Genomic DNA, 21,826 nt, shown 5'->3' with positions numbered 1-21,826 from the left:
ACAGTGGTATCGGTCCAAAACCAGGGGACGGCGATAGGTTCGTAGCCGAAATCTGCCCGAACCCATCCCAACTTAAATCCTTCAGGAAATTACTACCGGAAGTCACTTCTCGGATTGCAGTTCTGAGCCATGGCACCGACCCGTAGCGCCGCTGCCCTTCCGGTTCACTTGTCGGCGACCGCTGTCGCAGCCGATTCGGTCGCCCGTCGCCGTCGCAATTCGAACGATGCTGCTATGTCGGACCGTCCGGCGTCGAGTAAAATACGGTGGGGGAGATTGCGTCTGTGGTTGCTGGACCGTGCTTGAGAGGGGGTGTGAGGGGGCTCACCCACCGCACGTAGTGACTGCGAAGAAACACATAATAAATCTGGTGATGGCCGCTGAGCGATTGGCCGACTGTCGCGCCGGAGGCCATGGGTCGGATAGTGATGCCGCTCCGCCTGGCAGAAGTCGCCGCCAGAGCCGCTGGAACGACCGTCTATGCGGTCTCGGGGGTGCTGAGTCTCCAGACTGCACCGCAACTCCCGCATTCGAAGGTCTCACTCCCCTCTCCGTCTGGGTGCTCACTCGGCTCGCTCGCCCCGCACTTCGGACAGTACACTTCCCTCATCCCGAGTGTATATCTGTCAACGAAGTATATAGTATGTGCGGCTAACTGTCTAGGGACTCTATACGTACACCGAAAGGAGCGGGCAGCAAGCCGAGAGCAGGGACGGCGAGTCGGCTATCGACGCTGTCGCCCGGTCCGTCACCGAGCGGTCGCTGCTGACGGTGTCTCTCGGGCGGGCCACAGGCTCCGTCAGGGCCGTGTGGTCACCTCGAATCGCGCGCCACCGTCGGCGCTCTCGGTCGCTGCGACGGTCCAGCCGTGTGCGTCAGCGATGTCCTCGACGATTGCCAGGCCGAAGCCGGTTCCGGCGCTGCTGGTCGAATAGCCCCGGTGGAAGACGTCCTCCCGTTCGCTGGCCGGAATTCCGTCACCATCATCTGCGACAAAAAACCCGGCGTCGTCCCCGAGAGGGCCGACCCGGACTGTCACAGCGTCTCCGCCGTGTCGCACCGCGTTGGAGAGGACGTTCTCCAGCAGTTGTTGCAGCCGTGCCCTGTCTGCGTCGACGATGTCGTCTTCGAGCGTGGTCTCGAGTGTCGCCGTCTCGCTGTCGAGCGTTTCCCAGACGGTTGCGACCAACGGTGCCAGTCTCACCGGTTCGGTCTCCGCGACGACACGGCCCTGCCGCGCCAGCGTCAGCAGGTCGTCGATGAGCGTGTCCATCCGCTCGATGGCCGCCGCGGCGCGGTCGAAGTCCTCGCCGCGGCCGCTCCGGCGGGCGAGTTCGAGCGAGCCTCGTGCGACCGTCAGCGGATTCCGCAAATCGTGGCCCACGACCGCGGCGAACTCCTCGAGTCGTTCGTTCTGGCGGGTCAGTTCGCGCTCGCGCTCTTTTCGCTCGGTGATGTTGCGCGTCGCGCCGACGAGTTGCTGGACGGTCCCGTCGACGATGACGGGTGCAATCCGGGTCTCCCAGTAGAAGGCACCTGCCGGAACCGACACCCGCTCCTCGTATTCGAGCGGTTCGCGCTTGCGAACGCACTCGCGATACCTGCTGAGGATGCCGGTACCCTCCTCGTCGCCGAAGACGTCGTGGAGCGTGCGCCCACGGAGCTGGTCGTTCGAGAGTCCCGTATGCGCCTCGTAGGCCGGATTGATCCGTTCCAGTCGGTACTCGTCGGTCGCTTCGTCGACCGCGACCACGAAGAGTGCGTCCTGGGTGTTCTCGAACAGCGTCTCCGCGAACTCGGTCTCCTGTGCGCGGGACTTGAAGACGGAGACGTCCCTGATAGAGGCGACGATCTCGGAGGGGTTGTCCGGCGCGCTCGGGGCGAGCGCGACCTCGATGGGGAACTCGGAGCCGTCCTTCCGGCGACCCCAGAAGTCGCTGGCGCCCTCCACCGCTCGGCCGGTTTCAGTCGCGGCGTCCCAGCGAGCGCACAGCGGGTGTCCGTCGCGACAGCGGGCCGGCACGAGCACGTCGATCGGCTCACCGAGGAGGTCGCCGCGACTGTAGCCGAACAGCGCTTCGAGACGGTCGTTTATCTGCTGGACGCGTCCGTCGGCGTCGACGATAACGAGGCCGTACGGTGCCGAGTGCAGCAACGCGGCGACGCGGCGCTCGGCCCGGAAACTCCCGATTGCGTTCTCGACGGAGTTCGCCAGCACCCTGTACTGGTCGGGTTCGGACGTCTTCTGGAGGTACTCTGTCACGCCTTCCGAGATGGCATCGCTCGCGATCTCCTCGCTTCCCTGTCCCGTGAACAGGATGAAAGGGAGGTCGTCGTACTCCGATCGGACACGGTTGAGAAACGCCAGTCCGTTCATCTCGGGCATCTGGTAGTCGCTCACGACGCAGTCGATACCGTCCGTCGCCAGCATGTCGAGCGCCTGGGTCGGACTCGTCGCAGTAAGGGGCGCGAGTCGCTCGCTCTCGCGGCCGAGGAACGCCGCGGTCACCTCGACCACGTCGGGTTCGTCGTCGACACAGAGCACGCGCCACGGCTGACGCGTCTGGCCTTCCGTCTCGCCGCCGGGGCGGATACTCCCGTCGCTCATGTCCCCGGACAAGCGTTATCGGCGGTTGCGCTGCTGGTCGACGGCCCGACGGATGCGCGCGACCAGTCTGTCGTACTCGTCCGGGTCTGTCCCCTTCTGGACGTAGTCGGTGACGCCAGTCGTGATAGCCTCGCTGGCGAGTGCTTCGCTCCCCTTCGCGGTGAAAACGATGAACGGAATCGACCCATCTTCGGCGCGGACCGCTTTCAAGAGGTCGAGCCCGCTGATTGCGGGCATCTGGTAGTCGCTCACGATGCAGTCGAACGAGCCCTCCTTGAGTGTGCTCACGGCTTCGAGGGCGCTCGCCGCTGTCGTCACCGTCATATCGGCGTTCTCCCGTTCGATAAAGGCCGCTATCATCTCGGCCAGCCCCGGTTCGTCGTCGGTGAGCAAGACGTCGATCGTTCCCTGGTCGTCCCCGCCGGCAGCGGTCGCCGCGGCGCTCCCGACGCGGATGTCCCGCCGGACTGCGAGGTCCAGCCACTCGCCGATTTCGTCGTGGATACGGACCGACTCGACGACCCCCTCGTCGGGGTCGTACGTGACGAGCCCACCGGCCGCAAGTTTGGGAATGTGGGTGTGAACGAGCGAGGCAGCGATGCGCTCGGAGGAGTCTGTGTCGAGTTCGACTACCTCGTCGAGGACGTCGACGAGTTCGTCCACCGTGGCGGCCCTGTGCTGGCGAAGGTGAAAGAGGACGGTCCGCCGTCTCCGGTCGGCCAGCACCTCGAAAATGGTGCTGCTCGGGAGGTCTGTCCGCCGTCTGGTTCCGGACCCGTTGTCATCCCCGGTCATGTGAGGGAGGATGAACCAACCACACATAACCATAGTTCCGCGTTGCGTAGCGATACGACCGCATTCGTCCCGGATGTGTACCAGAGCGGTCGGCCCATGTGGCGTCGCCCCCTTCTGGAAACGGCCCGGAACGCACCACACTCCCGGGACCGGACACTCCGGGTCGACAGACGACGCGAGGAGGTGGCCCGGGGCCAGGAGCCAGTCAGCGGGGTGGCCGGAGAGACGAGACGCCCGGTTACGTGAGTGCCCCCACAGTGTGCGAGTGCGTGGACGGGCACCCAGAGCCAACTGTCGACGGTGCATCGGAAAACGATGGTGCTTGTAAATACATGCTACATCGCCGTCCTCTCCGTGCTCTCCGCGACCGGGTTTCGCGCCGGTTGACACTCCTTTGTCGACGGTCCGCTCGTCTTCCCGGGCGAGCCGTCGGCTGAGGACGGTGGAAGTCAGCAGCGAGCGAGTTCCAAGAGCCAAAGTGACAAGTTCACAGGCACGCTCGCTGCCGTGGTCTCACACCGGACTGCCGTGGGCCGATGTCAGAGACCAGTCGATAGGTGGAGTGCCAGTCATATATGTTCGTCGCTGACAGTCGCCCCGGGGCGGGCCGACGGATATCGGCCCCTATTAGAGTCTCCGGTCCGTTCGGAGTCTATACCGATGCCTGCACTCCAGACGGGGCTCTCACTCTCCGGGCGACTGCTGCTGGGCGGTGCTGCCGGGTTGCTCGCGACGCTGGTCATGGACCTGGCGATGCGTCGCCTCCCCGAGGGGACGACGCCCCCCTTCGTCGCGGCCGGCGTGCTCTCGGACGAATCGCTCTCGGGTGCCTCGGGACGGCTGGCGACGGCCGTCCACTACCTCGCCGGGACCGCCAGCGGCCTCGTGTTCGTCACGCTCGCGCTGGCCGCGGAGTCGCTGCTCGGACTGTCCCCGATTCCGTCGTTCGTCGCGGCCGCCATCCTCCAGTTGCCGGTCACCGTCGCCTTCTTCTCGTATCTGGTGGTGCCCGTCTACGGCCGCGTGCCGGCGGACCGCGTCGCCCGCGTCCGTCGCGACTGGGCGGTTTCGGCGACGGTCTACGTCGCCGCGCTGACTGTCCTCGTCGCGGCTCCGGTTCTGGTCGCCTGACGCGCACTCACCGCACTCGCACCGCGGTCGATGCGGGACGCTTAACACGTTCTCGGGCGCTGGTCACCACATGTCCCTCCCACTGCAGATTATCGGTGGCAGCGGTATCGGCGAACTGGTCATCTTGCTGGTCGTCCCGACCCTCGTCGTCGCCTTCGGCTCCTACGTCGGGGTCCTGATGGCGTTGCAGTCTTTCTTCGGGGCGTCGTCCTGGGAGGAGACGTCGTCCGGTGAGTCCGGCGAGTCCGGCGAGTCCGGCGAGTGACGGCACGGTCTTCGTCGCTTGTTTGTAGGAGTCGGTCGTAGGGCGTGGCGTGAGCGACGACGAAGACGACGACATCGAGGAGTATCTCGACCCGGAACTCGACCCGGTCGGCTCGACCGGCGGCTTCGAGCTCCCGGGGCCGCTCTCGGTCCCCGGTCTCATCACCGGCCTGCACTTCATGGCCGCGGCGCTGGTCCTGCCGGTCGCGTGGGTCTCGGTGCAAAACGGTGCCTACCTGCAGGCGGGGTTTTACTCGGTCCTGGCCGGTCTCATGGTGGCAGCGGGCGTCGTCGTGGGGCGTATCGCCGAGCGCCGGTACGACTGACTCAGGCGTCGAGCGTCTGGCCGAGTTCGCCCCGCTCGTGTAGCTGTTCGAGGATGTCGCTCCCGCCGACGAACTCACCGTCGACGAACGTCTGGGGAATCGTCTCGCGGTTGCTGTGGCGCTCCAGAGCCACGCGGTACTTGTCCAGCGCCTGGAGCACGTCTACTGTCTCCACGTCCTCGCGGTGTTGCTGGATGAGCGCCAGCGCCTTCCGCGAGTAGCCACACTGTGGCATCAACTCGTTGCCCTTCATGAACAGGACCACCTCGTTGTCCGCCAGCAGGTCGTCGACGCGCTCGTTGAGTTCCTCCTGGGAGTACTCGGATTCGGATTCGAATGCCATGGGACCTGTTAGCGTCGGTACGAGTATATGGGTTGTGCCTCCCGTCGCTACTCCTCGTACTCCTCGGGCGTGTAGGCGGTAATCTCGATGGCGTGGATGTCGTTTGTCATGTGCCCGTCGAGGGCGTCGTAGACGCGCTGGTGTCGGTCGACCAGTGACTCCCCCTCGAACACGGGCGAGACGATGACAGCCGCGAAGTGTGCGTCGTCGTCGGGGTTGCGCGGTGTCGTGACCTCCGCCGTCGCGTCCGGGACGCCCGCCTCGATGAGCGCCTCGACGTCGTCCGTCTGCATGGCCGGAAGAACGACCGGCGCGGGCAAAACGTTGGCGTCTGTCCGCTCGGGTGTCGGCGTTCCCGAACAGGGTGTTTTAAGCAGAGCCAGTTCGTTGCCCCCACCGTGACCGAAGTTCTGCTTATCATCGGCCTTTTCATCGCCGCATTCGTCGGATTCAACATCGGGGGCGCGAACACGGGCCCGGCCTTCGGCCCGGCGGTCGGGTCGGGCGTGCTGTCGAAGGTTCTTGCGGGGGCGCTGATGTCGCTGTTTTTCTTCGTCGGCGCCTGGACCATCGGCCGCCGGGTCGTCGACACGCTCGGTACGGAACTCGTCACCAGCACGACCATCTTCTCGCTGGAGGCAAACGTCACCGTCCTCTTTTTCATCGGCGGTGCGCTGTTTCTCGGCAACTACGTCGGCGTTCCCGCGTCCACGTCGATGACCGCCGTCGGTGCCATCGCCGGCCTGGGGCTGGCCGCGAACGAACTCGCCTGGGGCGTGATGGGTCGCATCGCGACCTGGTGGATCGTCGCGCCCATCATCGCCTTCTGGGTGTCCGGCGTCATCGGCCGGTACTTCTACTCCCAGCTCAACCGCCGCGTCGCGCTCGTCCAGAGCCAGGGTCCCCTCGTCACAATCGACCGGTCCGGGACAGTCCCCAGTGTCCGCCGCGGACCCAACACCAGCTATCGGGAACTCATCGGGACCAGCGTCGTCGTCGTCATCGGCTGTTTGATGGCCTTCTCCGCGGGCACGTCGAACATCGCCAACGCCATCGCGCCGCTGGTCGGGAGTGGCGACCTCGAAATGAACATCGGCATCATCTTCGGTTCCGTCGCCGTCGCCGTCGGCGCGCTGACCATCGCCCGCCGGACGCTGGACACGCTGGGCAACGACCTCACCCAGCTCCCCCTGACCGCGGCCATCGTCGTCGCCACCGTCAGCGCGACCATCGTCATCGCCCTGTCGGCCATCGGCATCCCCGCCAGTTTCGTCATCATCGCGACCATGAGCATCGTGGGTCTCGGCTGGGGCCGCGCGACGCGAACCACCACGGTCGCCGAGGGTGTCCGGGGCGAGGGCGGCACCGTCTCCGTCGGCGCACTGGCCGGCGACGAACCCGGCGAGGAACTGCCCGCTATCGGCGAGGAGGACCCCGAGGACATCCCGGAGGCGACGGAACTGTTCAACCCCTCGACCACCGCGCGCGTCGTCCTGATGCAGAACCTCGTCCCGATGATTGCGACCGTCAGCGCCTATCTGACGTTCCGCTTTCTCCCCATCTTCACCTTCTGAGGACTCAGCCCTCGTCCCCGTCACGCGACGGCTCGGACAGTTCCGCGGCGAACTGCTTGATTATCTTCCCCTCCGCGCGGTGTAGCGTCTCGCTGGCGGTCGACTTCGCGATGTCGAGCGTCTCGGCCAGCCCCGTCAGTGTTACCCGCCGCGGTGTGTCGTAGTACCCCTGTTCGACCGCGGCGAGGACGAGTCGTCGCTGGCGCTCGGTCAGTAGTTGCTCGTCGCCGAGGCGCTCCTGCACGTAGTCGACGGAGTAGGAGATGCCAAAGGCCTCCAGTTGCGACCCCAGTTCCGAGAGCCGGTCTGTCGGTGCCGTGACCTCCAGCACCGCCGTCCCGTCCCGAATCTCGAAGGGCATCTCCAGCGGCACGCCGGAGTCCCGGGCCGGCAGCAACAGCAGCGGCATCGTCGTCTCGAACTGCACCAGCGCTTCGCCGTCCGCGCGTTTCAGCACTTCCAGCGAGGTCACCTCCGCAACGTCGCGCATCTCCTGGAGCAGTCCATCGGGGTCCTCGCCGGTCAGTTCCGCCAGCCCGACCCCTGCGTCGGCGTCCGACAGCGCGGCGAGAATCCGAACCGTCTCTTCGGGGTGGTCCCGCGTGAGCCGCCCGAGCCATACCTCCTCGGGAATCGTGAGCCGCAACTTCGCCTGGGGCATCGGTACCCGAATATATTCGGGCCACTGTCACATCAGTGTTCCCGAACATATTCGGACTGCGCCACTCCGGCGCGGCCGGGGACGCACGTGTTCGGCACAGTCCTCAACTGGAACCGTCACGAAGCCCGCGCATGGAGACTGTCTCGCTCAGCCGGTCCTTCGAGGGGTCGGCCGCCGACGTCCGCGCGGCGATGACCGACCTTGGGCCGTTCATGGAGGCCGCCGGCTTCGACGAGGTGACAGTCGACGGCGACCGCATCGAGATAACAAACCACGTCGGCCTGCTGACGATAACTCTCTCCCTGCGGCGTCTCGACACCGGGGTCGCGCTCGCGTACGAACAGGTCGACGGCGTCTTCGACACGATGGAGACGCGGTACACGCTCTCGGAGGGCGAGGGCACCGTCACCGTCACCGCGACGACGGACTTCGAACTCGACGCGGCGCTCGTGGGTCCGATACTCGACGGGACCATCATCTCGCGCCAGCGCCGGAGAGAACTGACCGGCCAGTTCGACTACCTGGAACGGGTCGCGGCGACGCCCGCAGAATAGTCCCGACGCCGGGTGGGACGCCTTTCGGTCAGTCGTCGTCGGCCGCCGGGACCGTCGGTGCGTCGTCGCGCTCCCGGTCGTGGCCGGAGGTGTCGCGGTCCGCGAGTGCGTCGAGCCGGTCCGAGACCGTCTGGATGCCGTCCCCCTCGTGGGGGGTGACGTGCTGGAGGCGGCCGTCGACGTACTCCGCCATCGCCATGACCGGCAGCGAGACGGTCGTGAACTCCCCGCCGGTCAGCGTCGAGTCGACGGTCTCGGTCGGGTAGAAGCGCTCGACGGAGACGCCGTAGGCCGACGCCCACGATTCGAACTCGTCGACGGTCTCCAGGACCTCTCGCCCGAAGTCCGTCCGGGCCGCGAGCGAATCGGGCATGACCGTCTCGCCCCAGACCGTGACGTCGTAGCCGGCGATGTCGCCGCGTCGGTCGAGTCTGTCAAGCTGGTCGAGAATCGATTCGAGACGGTGCGTCGCGCCACTCGGTGTGAGCGACTGGACGTACAGTTCGACGGACGGTGGCTGCCTGTCCATTGCTCTCACCCGTTGTTGCATACCTATCGCTGAACTAACTAATAAATTTTCCCGGTGGGGGGCCGCTCAGTGCCCGACGACTCCGGGGTCGTCCGCTGACTCCTTCTGTCCGGCCAGTTGTTCGAGTCGGTCCTCGACGGTCCGAACGCCCCGGTCGCGCCGGTGCGGTGTGACTGCGACGATGTCGCCCTCGTCGTACTCCACCATCGCCGCCGTCGGCAGGCGGAGCGTCGCGTACGTCGTTCCGGTGATGGTCGACTCGGTTCGGCAGTTCCGGAAGACGCAGTCGAGCGAGACGCCGGCGTCGTCCGCCCACTCCCGGAAGCGACCCACCGCGTCCAGGAGTTCCCGACCCCGGTCCGTCTCGGTTGCGGGACTCGACAGTGCGACTGCCTCACCCCAGATGGTGACTTCGACCGACCCGACCTCTCCGGCCGCTTCCAGGTCGCGCAGTCGTTCGATGATTCGTTCCCGGCGGCCTGTCCGGGAGGCCAGTGACCTGACGTACAGTTCGACTCGTGGGGACGCTGTGGAGGACATCGGTCTCCTCTAGTAGTGCTGCCGACAGGACCATGAACCTCCCTAGGAGGTGTATATAGCACCCCCGGTCGGTATGGAGCCGGGTCAGCCCCCGGCCAGGGGACCGGGCAGGCGACCCGCCGCGTCGAGTTTCCGGAGCGTCTCGTGTGCGCCGACGACCATCGCGGGGACGAGAATCATGAAGATGTGTTCCTCTATCGGGATTCCGGCGAGTTCCACGCCGGTCCGCAGCGGAATCTCGAAGACGCCGACTTCGAGCGTGTACCAGTCCCAGACGTACGCGGGTGGGTACAGGATGAGCACGGTGCGGGCGGCCTGCCGGTACGCGTCCGCGTAGGCGACCAGCGAGAGGGCGATACCCCCCCAGAACAGTTCCGTGACGAGGTACGTGTACGCGCCGAAGACGGTGATATCTGGCAGCACAGTCCCCGTTGGACCGGACCCGGCCTAAAACTTCTCAGTGCCAGTCCGGGTCGACGTCCATCTGCCGGCCGCGGGCTTTGTGCAGACGACGCAGGAAGACGACGACGGCGACCAGCAGCAGGGTGAAAAGCGCCGGCGCGATTATCTTCCCGGCGAGCAGCGCCGGACCGACGGTCAGCGCCGCGACTGCGACTGTCAGCAGGACGGCGATTGCGATGCCGGCGACGCCGGCGTACTTGAGGAACGCGTCGGCGGTGTCTGTCTCCTGTTGTGGCAAGGCTGGGTTCTGGGCCATACGAACGTGTACGTCAAACACCTAAAAATAAGGGACCCCCATTTTCACTCGCTGGGAACGACGGACCGGCTCGAATTGAGCACGACGAGCGTGCTGCTGGCCGTCATCGCCAGCGCCGCGAAGAGGGGATTCAGCATCCCCGCCGCCGCGAGCGGAATCGCCACGGCGTTGTAGCCGAAGGCCCAGCCGAGGTTCTGCCGGACGCGGCGTTTGGTCCCTCCGGCCACGTCGAACAGCGTCGGCACCGCGTCGAGTCGTCCGCTCGTGACGACCGCGTCCGCGGCCTCGGCGGCGAGTTTCGTCCCCTGAGCGATGGCGATGCCGACGTCCGCGGCCGCAAGCGCGGGCGCGTCGTTCGCCCCGTCGCCGACCATCGCGACGCGGCCCCGTTCCTGCAGGCGCTGTATCGCGGCCACCTTCCCGTCGGGCGGGACGCCGGTGAACACCTCGTCCACGTCCGGGTGGTCCCGGAACTGCTCGGCCGCCGCGCTGTCGTCGCCGGTGAGCACGACGACGTCCCTGTCCTCGGCCGCCAGCGTGGTGACCGTCTCGTCCCACGAGGCGCGGGGTTCGTCGCTGACCACGAGCAGCCCCCTCACCGCGCCGTCCCACCCGACCAGCACCGGCACGGCACCGGCGGCGGTCGCCTCAGCGGCGCGCTCGCGGTACTCCGCTGGGACCTCCCAGCCCCGCTCGGCGAAGAGGTCCGGGTGGCCGACGACCGTCTCCGCGTCCTCGACTCTGCCGACGACGCCTTTCGTCTCGACGGCCACCGGCGAGTCCCCGGCGTCGACCGTCTCACTGTCCAGGGCCTGCGTCCCGCCGTCTGCCGCCGCGTCGCTGCCGCCGACGCTGAGACCCGCCGTCGGGTCCTCGCGTTCCTCTGCCGCGTGGGCGACGATTGCGTCCGCGACCGGGTGGTTCGAGTACCGTTCGAGCGCGGCCGCACGCGCGAGTACCTCTGTGTCGCCGTCGACCTCGGTGACGGTCATCGTGCCGCTGGTCAGCGTGCCCGTCTTGTCCAGCGCCACCACGTCCGTCTCCGGCAGCGTCTCGAACAGCGTGTCGGAGGCGACGACGATGCCCTCCTCGGCGGCCCGCTGGACGCCCGCCGCGACGGCGAGCGGCGTCGCCAGTCCCAGCGCACACGGACAGGAGACGATGAGGACCGTCAGACCCACCAGAATCGCACTGGTGACCGACCCGCCCAGCGCCAGCGTCGCGCCGGCGGTCAGCACCGCCAGCACCGTCACCAGCGGCACGAACACCGTCGCGAGTTTGTCGGCGAGCTTCTGGACGCCCGGCCGGGAACTCTGGATGTCCCACAGCATCCCGACGATGCGGTCCAGCGTGCTCGTCCCCTCCTCGCTCACGGCGACGACCAGCGGCGTGTCGGTGACGACGCCGCCGCCGACCACCTCGTCGCCGGGCCGCTTGGTGACCGGCAGCGACTCGCCGGTGACCAGCGCCTCGTCGACGGCCGCGACGCCCTCCTCGACGGTGCCGTCCAGCGGGACGCGCTCGCCCGGCCGGACCAGGAGTTCAGTGCCGGGGTCCACCTCCTCGACCGGCACCGTCTCGCCGTCGCGGGTCCGCGCCTCCGAGACGCGCTCGGCGGTCAGATCCGAGAGGAGGCGGATGGCAGACCGCTTGACGCGGTCCTCGTAGTAGTTGCCCGCGGTCACGACGAGGACGATGGCCACGGTCACGTCGAAGTAGACGTCGATGCCGCCGGTGAGGGTGACCGCCGTGCTGTAGACGTAGGCGCTGGTCGCGGCCAGGGCCACCAGCAGGTCCATGTTCGGCTGGCCGGCCCGCAGGCTGACGTACGCGCCGCGCAGCAGCGGCCAGCCGGTGTAGAACAGGACGGCGGAGCTGAACAGCCAGATCTGGCCGAGCAGGTACGCCCGCCCGAAGAACCCGAACTCGACGACGGGGTCGAACCCGAAGTGCTGCGGGTAGATGAAGAGGACGTACCACATCATCGTCATCATGCCGAAGAAGCCGCCGCCGGCGAGGAAGCGGGCGACCTGGGCGTCCTCGTTTTCGGGTTCGGTGTCGACGGCCTGCTCGCGGGCCTCGTAGCCCGCCCCGGAGACGATGTCGGGCAGGTCGTTCTCGGCCACCTCGTCGGGGTCGTAGACCACCTTCATCGTATCCGTCGCGTAACTGGCGGCCGCGCCGTTCACCCCCTGGTGGTCGGTCGTCGTCGACTCCAGGAACACCTCGCAGGTCGAGCAGTGCATGCCGTCGACCGAGAGGTAGGCGACCTCGCCGTCGGCCTCCTCGGCGTCGGCGCTGTCGAGCAGGTCCTCGGGGTCGGCGTCTTCGACGTCCACGTCGTCGAGTGCGCGCGCGACCTGGAGACAGCCCTGGCAGCAGAACTCACCGTCGACGTCCCCGGCGGTGACGGGCGGGTCGGGCACCTCCAGGTCACAGAGTGTACAACCTGTCATGGTCACAGTGGCTGGTAGAACGGCACGTCCGGATAGGGGAGGTCGACGCCGAACAGCATTAAGCCGTGTGCAAGCGGCAGGTAGCCCAGGGCGAGGAAGGCGACGCCCATCGCGCGGTGCAGGGTCCGGCGGCGGCCGACCGACAGCGACCCGAGCGCCAGCCCGTAGGCCAGCAGCGTCGGAATCGTCCCCACGCCGAGCAGTCCCAGCGCGAGCGCGCCGCGCACGGGGTCGCCGATGGCGAAGGCGTAGAGGTAGGCCGGGTACAGGATGGGACAGGGCAACAGCGCGTGGACGGTCCCGAGGCCGACGATACCCGTCGACCCGGCGAGCCGGTCGACTTTCGCGGTCAGCAGGCCGGTCAGCCTGCCGAAGACGCGGCCGAGCCCGGGCAGTCCCGTGAGGGTTGCCGTCGCGGTGGTTCCCCGGAGCAGGTAGCCCGCGCCCGCGGCGAGGATGAACAGGCCGACGAGGATGCCGACGCCGCCGCGGACCGGCGTGGCGATGAGGTCGATGGTCGCCGCGGTCCCGACGAGGAGGCTCCCTGCGAGACCGAGGACGCCGCCGACGGCGGTGTAGCCGACCGTCCGCCCGAGGTTGAACAGGCCGTGCTGGCGGACGTCGAACAGCGTCACCCGGTCGCGCTGCGCGCCGGCGCGCTGTGCGGTGATTCGGTCGGCGTAGGTCGTCACGAGCGGGCCACACATCCCGAGACAGTGCGCGCCCGCGAGCGCGCCGACAACGAGAAAGAGGAGCAAGTCGGCGTCACCGGACACGGTCCCGGCCGACGGCAGCGCGAGTGCGATGCCGGCCGCCAGGTTGACCATCCCTACGCTCCGTTGGGCTCGTGGTGGCCCTCGTGGGGCGACATCGCGATAGCGAGACTCCCAGCGATGAGGAGCACGTTCACCAGCGACACGACGACGACCCAGTCGGACCGCAATACCGTGAAGACCGCTACCGGCAGGAGTGCAATCAGCGCGAGCAGTCCAACCAGTCTGGGGGAGACGCTCATGGCACCATGTTATAGCCCGCTTTTATAAGATAGTTCTGCCCATTCCAGCCTTCTGGGAATGCAGACGTTGGATTAATAAGCCGAACAACTGAGGGACTTCTATGAACAGTGGTGCAACCGCGCCAGCCGAACGGACCGAGGCACCTGACGAGACAGAGCCCAGTGTCTCGGCACCAACAGACCAGGCTGAGATAGAGAGAGAGTTGTCCCACGAGGAGTTCGATCCCAAGGGAACGCTGACGCTGATACTGATTTACTTCCTCGTTCTCACGCTCATGTGGGTATTCATGTACTTCGTGGAGTTCCTCGGCAACGACCTGATTGTAGTGGGGTGACAACGAATGCACATACATCGGTACGAAAAACTGTGGCTGGGGCTATCGCTGCTGCTCATCGTCGGGTTCATCGCCACCATCACGTACGGTGCCGTCGGTGCGGGCGTCACGATGGTCGACAACGGCGAGACGCTGAATCCGAACGACCTCGGCGACCACCCGAAGTTCGGTGACCCCGGCGTCGAGCAGGTCGGCCCCAACGAGTACGACGTCTACGTCGTCGCCCAGCAGTTCGTCTTCCGGCCCGGTACCACCATCGCCGGGCAGCCGCCTATCACCGTGCCCGCCAACAGCACGGTCAACTTCTACATCACCTCCGCCGACGTCATTCACGGGTTCTCCGTCGTCGGGACCAACGCGAACACGATGGCCATCCCCGGCGAGGTCGCCGAGGTGACCGTCGAGGTCGGGGGTCCACAGGAGTACGGCATCGTCTGTCACGAGTACTGCGGCCAGGGCCACCACAACATGGAGGGGCTGATGCAGGTGGTCCCCGAGGACGAATACAACGGGAGTGAACAATGAGCACGAAAACGAACAAGTCGACGTTCATGGACCGCTTTCCGGAATCGGCAGCGATTACGAGACAGGCCTTCCTCGTCGCGTTCGTCGCGCTGGGACTGGGGGCGCTGTTCGGCATCATCCAGGCGCTGCACCGGACCAACGTGCTCCGGGTGTTCCCCTCCGGTGACTACTACACCCTCCTGACGGCCCACGGCGTCCTGCTCGCCATCGTCTTCACCATCTTCTTCCTGGTCGGGCTGTTCCAGTGGGCGATTACCCGCAGTCTCGACCGCCCACCCGTCAACATCACGTTCACGAAGACGTGGCTCGGCCTGATGTCGCTCGGTTCGGCGACGGCCGGTATCGTCATCCTGCTCGGCTTCATCAAGGAGATTGGCATCAGCGCTGACGTGCTCTTCACGTTCTACGCGCCGCTGCAGGCCCACCCGCTGTTCTACGCGGGCCTGACCGTCTTCATCGTCGGGACCTGGCTGGCCGGCGTCGACTGGTTCCGCAGCTGGCTGCGCTGGCGCAAGGACAACCCCGACGAGCGCATCCCGCTGCAGGCCTTCATGGTGCTGACCACGATGATTATGTGGTACATCGCCACCATCGGGGTCGCCATCGCCGTCCTCTTCTTCCTGCTGCCGTGGTCGCTCGGCCTCATCGAGACGGTGAACCCGCTGCTGACCCGGACGCTGTTCTGGTTCTTCGGCCACCCGGTCGTCTACTTCTGGCTGCTGCCGGCGTACCTGCTGTGGTACACCGTCATGCCGAAAATCGCCGGCGGCCGCCTGTTCAGCGACCCGCTCGCGCGCGTCGTCTTCATCCTCTTCGTCCTGCTGTCGACGCCGGTCGGCATCCACCACCAGTACGTCGACCCCGGCATCGCGGAGGGCTTCAAGTTCATCGCGATGGTGAACACGATGTTCCTGCTGCTTCCCAGCCTGCTGACGGCGTTTACCGTCGTCGCCAGCATCGAACACGGCGCTCGCCAGCGCGGCGGTTCCGGCTATCTCGGCTGGCTGAAGGCCCTGCCGTGGCGTGACCCCGCGTTCACCGGGATGGCACTCGCGGGGCTGATGTTCGCCGCCGGCGGCTTCTCCGGGATGGTCAACGCCGGCATGAACATCAACTACCTCGTCCACAACACGCTGTGGGTCCCCGGCCACTTCCACCTCACCGTCGGCACCGCGGTCACGCTGACGATGATGGCCGGCACCTACTGGCTGTGGCCCCAGATCACGAACAAGAGCATCTGGTCCCGGCCCATCGCGCTCGCGCAGGTCGTCATGTGGTTCGGCGGCATGGCGCTGATGTCCAACGCGATGCACGTCGCCGGCCTGTACGGCGTCCCCCGGCGGACGGCCGAACCGCAGTACCAGAGCTTCAACTTCGAGTCCATCTTCGGCACCGTCGGCGAACTCCGCATCCAGATTGCCATCGGCGGCACGCTGCTGTTCCTCTCGTCGGTGCTGTTCCTCTCGAACCTCGCCCTCTCGTGGGGCACGCCCAAGCAGTCCGGACTGGGACAGACGCTCCCGGACCCGCTCTCGGGCCCCGACGACAGCCCGCGCGTGCTCGACAACATGAAGCTGTGGGCCGGCCTCGCGCTCCTGCTCGTCGTCCTGGCGTACGCGCTCCCGCTCGGTGCCATCGTCGCGGACAGCGGCCTGCTGGGTCCGGGCGGCGACGCCTACCCGGCGCTGGTCGACGGGATACGGACGGTGACGGCCGTGTTCGGTGACACAGTCGCTGGACTCGCGGGGGTGCTGCCATGAGTGCTCCCTGGCTCGCCAGGACCCGCGGCGGCATGTTCGTCGCGCTCGTCATCGTCGGTGCCATCGGCTGGGAGATTCGGACGGTGCTGGGGATGTTCTTCGGCATCGACCTCCCGGCGACGCCGTATCTCATCGTCATGATCGGTCTGCTGAGCGTGTTCGGCGTCATCGTGGACGTCTACCGGAGCGCGAACAGCAACGCAGTCGGACGATGACGGCCGTCCGGGACGTCACTCCCGACCTGCCGCGCCACTGGGTCCTCCTCGCGGCAGCAGTCGGTGCGACGCTGGGCTACGGGCTGGCCGTCGACCCGGTCATCCACTCGCCCGCCCAGTTGCTGTATCCGGTCGTCTGGACGGCAGCCAGCGTGGCCGCGCTGTGGGCGGTCCGCGACTCGCTGGGTTCGGTTCGCCCCCTCGCCGCCGCCGTCGGGGCCGGGTACACGGTCCTGCTGGTGTGGACCGCGGGACTGCTCTCCGCGGCGGTGGGGCCGCCGAACGTGACTGTCCACCTCGCGATGCCCGGCTGGGGGCCGGCAGTGGCCTACACCGGTCCGTTCGTGACTCTGCGGCTCGTCCCGTTCCTGGTCTTCGGCTACGCGACGCTGGGCGTGCTCGTCGCACTGGCCGTCCACCAGACGCTGCGGGCGACGGCGGCGGGGTTCCTCGGGCTGTTCGCCTGCGTGAGCTGTACCGCGCCGCTTCTGGCGGGCATCGCCGGCTCCCTCGGCGCGGGCTCGCTGGCCGCGACACTCACCCACGCGCAGTATCCCGTGGCGACGGTCGCCTTCCTCGTCTCTGCCGGCGCGCTCACTGCGGTCGTCCGCCGGAGCGGATAGCCGCTGGCCGCCCCGTTCGCTGGGGCGGTCGCGCCGCGTTGGCCCGCCGGCATCTACCGGTGTGTGGGAAGATGTACCAACTTTGATTATGCCGCGTGGCCAACCCTCAGATTGGGATTACGATGGATATTGCTGATATCGCGACCAGCGAATACGTTGCTGTTGACGCCGACCAACGCCTCGGGAAGGTGCGCTCTATCTTCGAGCGCGACAACCCCAAGGGAATTATCGTCACCGAAGACGGCGAGTACGCGGGCATCATCACCCAGAAGCAGCTCGTTCAGTCCCACGTCGAGGACAACGCCAAGGCACAGGCGCTGACGCGGTCCGCGCCGAAGGTGAACCGGACCGACGACGTGCGAGAGGTCGCACGCGTCCTCGTCGAGGGCAACTCGAAGCTCGCACCCGTGTTCGAGAGCGACCGTCTCTGGGGTATCGTCACCGAGGACGCCATCCTGGAGGCCGTTCTGGAGAACCTCGACGCGCTGGACGTCGAGGAGATATACACCACCGACGTCGTCACGGTCACCGAGAAGACCCACATCGGGCAGGCTATCAACCACTTCCGGGAGCACGGCATCTCCCGCCTGCCGGTGCTCGACGAGGACGGTTACCTCTCCGGCATGGTCACCACCTACGACATCGTCGAGGTGGTCGTCCGGGACATGAACAAGAGCACGCGCGGGGAGCGGGCCGGCGACATGGACCGCATCCTCGACATTCCGGTCTACGACGTGATGAGCAGCCCCGTCGCGACGACCTCCTACGAGGAGAGCGTCCGCGAGGCCGTCTCCCGCATGCTGGACAACGACTACGCGGGACTCGTGGTCACGCCGGAGGCCGACGACCGCATGGTCGCCGGCATCATCACCAAGACGGACGTGCTCCGCGCGCTGACGTTCACCGAGGAGGACCACATGGACGTCCAGATTACCAACATCAACCTGCTCGACACCATCTCCCGCGAGGAGATTCGCCAGCGCATCGAGGAGGTCGCTGACAAGTACCAGCAGATGCAGGTCCAGCACGCCCACGTGCGTTTCCACGAACACAAGGAGAAGATGCGCGGCACGCCGCTCATCCAGTGCCAGATTCGCCTGCGCACCAACAAGGGCCAGGCCGCCGGCTCCGGCGAGGGCTACGGCGCGGACAGCGCCTTCCGCGTCGCCATCGACAAGCTCGAACGGAACGTCCTCGAACTGAAGGGCGTCCTCGCCGACGAGGAGTACCGCGGTCAGCTCCTCCGGAAACTGGGCGAACTGTAGACTCTCACGGCGTTCGACCGGACTCTCCTCTCTCTGTTCTCGCGAGACTCGACCGGGCTGGACTGGAGCAGGCGGTCACCCCGAGTGCCGTCCCGCGTGCGCCGAACGTGTCGCAGTCGAGACGTACGGAGGTCGGCCGGAAGGGGACTGAACGCGCTCAGTCCTGTGGCATCGGGTCGGCGGTGCTGTCGGGTGTCGGCGTCTCGACGCCGCTGTACCGCGACCACAGCAGGAGCAGGCTGGGGAGCACCAGCACGCTCGCGAGGAACGCGGTCACCAGCGCGATGACGACGATTGCGCCGAAGCTCTGCAACTGGGCCTGTGGAACGAGCGAGATGGTAGCGAAGGCACCGGCCGAGGTCAGCGTGCTCCCGAGCAGGGCCCCGCCAGTGCCGGTGACGGCCGCCTGGAGGGCGGCGATGGGCGGCTTGCCCGCGCGGAGTTCGTCGGCGAAGCGGTCGCCGACGTGGATGTTGTAGTCGACGCCCATCCCGATGACCAAACTCATCAGCAGGGCGGTCAGCAGCGTCAGCGGAATCCCGAGCAGGTACATCCCGCCGATGACGAGGCCGACGACCAGCACTATCGGCACGGAGACGACAGCGCCGAGGGTCGCACTGCCGTGCATGTACCGGAACACGAGCGTCAGCGTGAGGACGACGGCCGCCAGCGCGACGACCATCGTCATGATGATGCCGCCGACGATCTCGTCGAGGACGGCGGTCTGGACGCTGAGCCCGCCGGCCGCCGTCGCCGTTCGCGCGCCCTCACCCTCCATGACGGCCGCCCCGTCTTCGAGTTCGGGGACGACGTCGGTGGCCTCCGAGTAGTCGCCGTTGAGTGCCATCGTCACGAGCAGCGACCGGTACTCGCCGTCGGTCCGTTCGAGGACCTGGCTCGCGACGTCGGGATTGGCCGCGTAGAACGCGTCGTACAGTGATTCGAGGTCGGTGTCCGGGACGCCGTTGCCGTTCGTGTCGGCCCGCTGGAACGCGGCGGCGAAGTCGTCGTTCTGCCGGGCGACGGCCTGCATCGCCGTGACCGGGGACCGCACCGCCTGCGTTCCGGGCTGGTCGATGAGCACGCCCTCGTCTTCGATTCTCTGCACCCCGGCGGCGACGTCTTCGAGCGTCCCGTCGCTGGTCACGTCGTCTTCGACGAGTATCTGCGACTGGAAGGCGTCGGCGGCGCTGGCGGGCTGATAGACCTCGTCGATGTGGGCCGACTGCCCGGGGACGTCGCCGGTCTCCCAGCCGACGGGACCGGGGAGTTGCTGTTTCCACTCCGCAACGTCGCCGTCGGACTGCTGGTAGCTCTCCTTGTCGAGGCTCGCCCACGCGACGCCGCCGGCCGCGCCGACGAGGACGGCGACCACCAGGACGACGGGGGCCGCCCGCCGCGCGAGGGTCACGCTCCCGCCGAGGACCGGCCGGAGGTAGCGGCCGTGCCCGAGTGGCTGTTTGCGCCGGTCTATGCCGACGCGTTCGAGCACGCCGTCGATGCTTATCTTCAGGGCGGGGACGACGGTGGCAAAGAGGACCAGCGCCGAGACGACACCGAGCGTGATAGTGATGCCGAGGTCGCGGATGACCGGGAGCGGGTTCGCGACGTTGGCCATGAACCCGATGGCGGCGGTCACCGTGACCAGCACCAGCGCCGTCGCGACGAGGCGGACGCCGCGACTCATCGGCTCGCGGATGCCCTCGTCCTCGCCACGCTGTTCCCGGTAGCGGTTGAACACGTGGAACCCGAAGTCGATGCTCAGGCCGGTTATCAGGACGACGGGGACGATGCTCATGGTGCCCGCCTCGACGCCGAGCCAGCCGAGCAGGCCGAACATCCACAGCACCGACAGCAGGACGCCGCTCATCCCGACCACCACGTCGACGAGGTCGCGGTAGGCGAAGGCCAGCACGAGCAGGACGAGCAGCAGGGCGACCGGCAACACCAGTTCGACCATCTCACCGAAGAAGTGCTGGCGGTAATCGGCCCACGCGTCCGCGTTCACGACGAAGAAGCCGGCCGACTGGCGCTTCTCGCTGGCGTCGTACAGGGCCGTTCCCGCCGCGTCTCTGGTCTCGTCGGCAGTCCGGGTGTCCAGCGTGACCAGCATCCGCCGGTCCGTGGCAGCCGCACTCCCCTGGTCGTGGTCGGCGGGGAGAAAGCGGGCCGCTCGCGGGTCGTCGGACAGAGTCCGTTCGACGAGTCGTTCGACCTCGGAGGCGCTCGCACGCTCGAGGGCGCGAATCTGCTCTGAGAGCGTCGCGCCACGGTCGCCCGCTGCCCGGGTGGCGACCAGGTTCGAGAGGCCGACGATGCCGTCGCCGTGGAGTGCTGCGGCGACCGACTCGTTGTCCCGGACCGACTGCTGGTACCGCAGTCCCGCCAGCAGCGACTCTTTCGACAGGACGTTCCCGCCGTCGTCGCGGACGTAGACGGCTCTCACCGAGCGGTTCGAGCGCTGAGTGTCCGCGGTGTAGTTGTTCTGGATGTACTGGGACTTCTCGACGCGGTCGATTCCCTGGAACTGGTCGGTGGTGCCGCCGGCCTGACTCGCCATGTCAATCTGGGGAATCCCGGCGAGGACGCCGGCCGTCAGCAGGACCATCACCAAGAGGACGATGCGATTGTGCTTCGTGACGAAGTCGGTGCTTCGCTGGAGGGCTCGTCGTAACATCTGCGTGTTTGGTCCTTTCTCACCGACGTCCGTATAACGCGAGACAGAATTACAGCCGGCGCATTTCGGCAGTAAGTTTATATGTCAGGAAGTGTCGCCGGCCAGTATTTGCCGGCGGAGGGACCGTGGAGCCGGTCCCACGGGTCGGGCCAGGGTCGGTCACTCGGTCGGTCCGGCAGTCTGTCCGGTCGTTTCGTCGGTCCCCAGCAGGTAGCCGCCGTAGGCGACCAGCCAGAGCATGACCGGGTAGACTATCATCCGCTCCGTGCCGCCGTGGCCGATGGGGCCGAAGACGGCCGTGTTCCCGCTGTCGCCGATGACCATGAGGACGACGAAGGCGAGGCCCAGCAGGCCCGCCAGCGCCGAGAGCGCCCGCATCACGCCGTCGACCTGGGTGGCGACGGCGAGCGCCTGGACGTTGAAGAAGACGAACGCCAGCAGCGCGAACAGGCTGTGGAGGTCGCCCGCGTCCAGCGGGAAGAGTCCGGTCCCGACTGCGCCGAGGCCGGCGACGGCGAAGACGCCGAGTAACCACCGCTTGCCGTGGCCGCGGTAGAGGACGTATCCGCCGACGACGTTCAACAGGCCCACGACGACCAGCGAGGCGTTGAACAGCAGCGCGGTTTCGCTGAAGACGCCGAGGTCGCTGATTGCACCGGCGTTGAAGTCGTAGTTCGGTGCCATCGCCGCGGCGAGCATGATGACGGTCATGAACTGCGCGGACAGGGCGATGAAGGCGATGCCCGCCAGCCGACGGCTCTCGCCGGCCGTCTGCCGCATCATTTCGCTGGCCTGTTCTGTCGTCTGATATTCGGTCATGTGTGATTCACCGTCTAAAAGTTGGTCGGACAACACGATAGCTTCGTAGGGTGTTTCCCGAGATGTGAGAAGAATCCGTGCCACGTAATCGCA

Annotated in this window: 25 protein-coding genes; 11 read left to right on the top strand and 14 right to left on the bottom strand. The window is 67.0% G+C overall.

Annotation, left to right across the window (positions count from 1 at the left end; translation table 11 throughout):
• Window positions 1-799 precede the first annotated feature (799 nt).
• Window positions 800-2,608 (bottom strand): PAS domain S-box protein, encoded by a 1,809-nt coding sequence (locus WDJ57_RS04560; RefSeq protein WP_338904313.1) that lies wholly within the window; start codon window positions 2,606-2,608, stop codon window positions 800-802.
• Between the two features lie 15 nt (window positions 2,609-2,623).
• Entirely contained in the window at window positions 2,624-3,403 is a 780-nt protein-coding gene (locus WDJ57_RS04555; RefSeq protein WP_338904311.1) for a response regulator, read from the bottom strand.
• Between the two features lie 660 nt (window positions 3,404-4,063).
• Here WDJ57_RS04555 and WDJ57_RS04550 point away from each other — a divergent pair.
• The 3 genes from WDJ57_RS04550 to WDJ57_RS04540 all read left to right on the top strand — a co-directional run bounded on the left by WDJ57_RS04550 (window position 4,064) and on the right by WDJ57_RS04540 (window position 5,124).
• Complete coding sequence (locus tag WDJ57_RS04550) at window positions 4,064-4,534, top strand: hypothetical protein (protein WP_338904309.1); 471 nt, start codon at window positions 4,064-4,066, stop codon at window positions 4,532-4,534.
• Between the two features lie 70 nt (window positions 4,535-4,604).
• Window positions 4,605-4,799, top strand: a complete 195-nt coding sequence (locus WDJ57_RS04545; protein ID WP_338904307.1) for a hypothetical protein — start codon at window positions 4,605-4,607, stop codon at window positions 4,797-4,799.
• Window positions 4,800-4,848: 49 nt separating this feature from the next.
• Entirely contained in the window at window positions 4,849-5,124 is a 276-nt protein-coding gene (locus WDJ57_RS04540) for a hypothetical protein (RefSeq protein ID WP_338904305.1), read from the top strand.
• A 1-nt stretch (window position 5,125) separates the two neighbouring features.
• Here WDJ57_RS04540 and WDJ57_RS04535 read toward each other — a convergent pair whose 3' ends face one another.
• Both WDJ57_RS04535 and WDJ57_RS04530 read right to left on the bottom strand, forming a co-directional pair.
• A complete protein-coding gene (locus WDJ57_RS04535) occupies window positions 5,126-5,467 on the bottom strand; it encodes a glutaredoxin family protein (RefSeq protein ID WP_338904304.1) in 342 nt (113 codons plus the stop codon).
• A 47-nt stretch (window positions 5,468-5,514) separates the two neighbouring features.
• On the bottom strand, window positions 5,515-5,760 hold the full coding sequence (locus tag WDJ57_RS04530) for a BolA family protein (RefSeq protein ID WP_338904303.1): 246 nt from the start codon (window positions 5,758-5,760) through the stop codon (window positions 5,515-5,517).
• Window positions 5,761-5,865: 105 nt separating this feature from the next.
• Here WDJ57_RS04530 and WDJ57_RS04525 point away from each other — a divergent pair, with 105 nt between their 5' ends.
• A complete protein-coding gene (locus WDJ57_RS04525; RefSeq protein WP_338904301.1) occupies window positions 5,866-7,041 on the top strand; it encodes an inorganic phosphate transporter in 1,176 nt (391 codons plus the stop codon).
• Between the two features lie 4 nt (window positions 7,042-7,045).
• Here WDJ57_RS04525 and WDJ57_RS04520 read toward each other — a convergent pair whose 3' ends face one another.
• Entirely contained in the window at window positions 7,046-7,702 is a 657-nt protein-coding gene (locus WDJ57_RS04520) for a helix-turn-helix domain-containing protein (RefSeq protein WP_338904300.1), read from the bottom strand.
• Window positions 7,703-7,833: 131 nt separating this feature from the next.
• On the opposite strand from WDJ57_RS04520, the gene WDJ57_RS04515 reads away from it, so the two are divergent.
• Entirely contained in the window at window positions 7,834-8,256 is a 423-nt protein-coding gene (locus WDJ57_RS04515; RefSeq protein ID WP_338904299.1) for an SRPBCC family protein, read from the top strand.
• A gap of 28 nt (window positions 8,257-8,284) precedes the next feature.
• Here WDJ57_RS04515 and WDJ57_RS04510 read toward each other — a convergent pair whose 3' ends face one another.
• From WDJ57_RS04510 to WDJ57_RS04480, 7 genes are all read right to left on the bottom strand, one after another.
• The gene (locus WDJ57_RS04510; RefSeq protein WP_338904297.1) at window positions 8,285-8,785 is read right to left on the bottom strand and encodes an HTH domain-containing protein; all 501 of its coding nucleotides are present in this window, start codon (window positions 8,783-8,785) and stop codon (window positions 8,285-8,287) included.
• 66 nt (window positions 8,786-8,851) lie between these two features.
• The gene (locus WDJ57_RS04505; RefSeq protein ID WP_338904295.1) at window positions 8,852-9,325 is read right to left on the bottom strand and encodes an HTH domain-containing protein; all 474 of its coding nucleotides are present in this window, start codon (window positions 9,323-9,325) and stop codon (window positions 8,852-8,854) included.
• Between the two features lie 84 nt (window positions 9,326-9,409).
• Window positions 9,410-9,748, bottom strand: a complete 339-nt coding sequence (locus WDJ57_RS04500) for a lycopene cyclase domain-containing protein (protein WP_338904293.1) — start codon at window positions 9,746-9,748, stop codon at window positions 9,410-9,412.
• 34 nt (window positions 9,749-9,782) lie between these two features.
• Entirely contained in the window at window positions 9,783-10,043 is a 261-nt protein-coding gene (locus WDJ57_RS04495; RefSeq protein ID WP_338904291.1) for a hypothetical protein, read from the bottom strand.
• 44 nt (window positions 10,044-10,087) lie between these two features.
• Window positions 10,088-12,499 (bottom strand): heavy metal translocating P-type ATPase, encoded by a 2,412-nt coding sequence (locus WDJ57_RS04490; RefSeq protein WP_338904289.1) that lies wholly within the window; start codon window positions 12,497-12,499, stop codon window positions 10,088-10,090.
• Window positions 12,500-12,501: 2 nt separating this feature from the next.
• Window positions 12,502-13,326 carry a sulfite exporter TauE/SafE family protein gene (locus WDJ57_RS04485; RefSeq protein ID WP_338904287.1) on the bottom strand — a complete coding sequence of 275 codons (825 nt, stop codon included), beginning with the start codon at window positions 13,324-13,326 and terminating at the stop codon, window positions 12,502-12,504.
• 2 nt (window positions 13,327-13,328) lie between these two features.
• Entirely contained in the window at window positions 13,329-13,514 is a 186-nt protein-coding gene (locus WDJ57_RS04480) for a hypothetical protein (RefSeq protein ID WP_338904285.1), read from the bottom strand.
• 101 nt (window positions 13,515-13,615) lie between these two features.
• Between WDJ57_RS04480 and WDJ57_RS04475 the strand changes: the two genes are divergently transcribed.
• The 6 genes from WDJ57_RS04475 to WDJ57_RS04450 all read left to right on the top strand — a co-directional run bounded on the left by WDJ57_RS04475 (window position 13,616) and on the right by WDJ57_RS04450 (window position 18,237).
• Window positions 13,616-13,849, top strand: coding sequence for a hypothetical protein (locus WDJ57_RS04475; protein ID WP_338904283.1), 234 nt, complete (start codon window positions 13,616-13,618; stop codon window positions 13,847-13,849).
• A gap of 6 nt (window positions 13,850-13,855) precedes the next feature.
• Window positions 13,856-14,374 (top strand): cytochrome c oxidase subunit II, encoded by a 519-nt coding sequence (locus WDJ57_RS04470; RefSeq protein ID WP_338904281.1) that lies wholly within the window; start codon window positions 13,856-13,858, stop codon window positions 14,372-14,374.
• Complete coding sequence (locus tag WDJ57_RS04465; RefSeq protein ID WP_338904279.1) at window positions 14,371-16,134, top strand: b(o/a)3-type cytochrome-c oxidase subunit 1; 1,764 nt, start codon at window positions 14,371-14,373, stop codon at window positions 16,132-16,134. The genes WDJ57_RS04470 and WDJ57_RS04465 overlap by 4 nt, the downstream gene beginning before the upstream one ends.
• Complete coding sequence (locus WDJ57_RS04460) at window positions 16,131-16,349, top strand: hypothetical protein (protein ID WP_338904278.1); 219 nt, start codon at window positions 16,131-16,133, stop codon at window positions 16,347-16,349. The genes WDJ57_RS04465 and WDJ57_RS04460 overlap by 4 nt, the downstream gene beginning before the upstream one ends.
• Window positions 16,346-16,972 (top strand): DUF7546 family protein, encoded by a 627-nt coding sequence (locus WDJ57_RS04455; protein WP_338904276.1) that lies wholly within the window; start codon window positions 16,346-16,348, stop codon window positions 16,970-16,972. The genes WDJ57_RS04460 and WDJ57_RS04455 overlap by 4 nt, the downstream gene beginning before the upstream one ends.
• A 122-nt stretch (window positions 16,973-17,094) precedes the next feature.
• Window positions 17,095-18,237, top strand: a complete 1,143-nt coding sequence (locus tag WDJ57_RS04450; RefSeq protein ID WP_338904274.1) for a CBS domain-containing protein — start codon at window positions 17,095-17,097, stop codon at window positions 18,235-18,237.
• A 157-nt stretch (window positions 18,238-18,394) separates the two neighbouring features.
• Here WDJ57_RS04450 and WDJ57_RS04445 read toward each other — a convergent pair whose 3' ends face one another.
• Together WDJ57_RS04445 and WDJ57_RS04440 are read right to left on the bottom strand one after the other, a co-directional pair.
• On the bottom strand, window positions 18,395-20,914 hold the full coding sequence (locus tag WDJ57_RS04445; protein WP_338904273.1) for an efflux RND transporter permease subunit: 2,520 nt from the start codon (window positions 20,912-20,914) through the stop codon (window positions 18,395-18,397).
• Window positions 20,915-21,073: 159 nt separating this feature from the next.
• Window positions 21,074-21,733, bottom strand: a complete 660-nt coding sequence (locus tag WDJ57_RS04440) for a DUF998 domain-containing protein (protein ID WP_338904271.1) — start codon at window positions 21,731-21,733, stop codon at window positions 21,074-21,076.
• Between the last annotated feature and the right edge of the window lie 93 nt (window positions 21,734-21,826).

The sequence above is a fragment of the Salinibaculum sp. SYNS191 genome, from assembly GCF_037338445.1.
Lineage (GTDB): Archaea > Halobacteriota > Halobacteria > Halobacteriales > Haloarculaceae > Salinibaculum > Salinibaculum marinum.
This window is presented reverse-complemented; position numbering and strand designations above follow the sequence as displayed.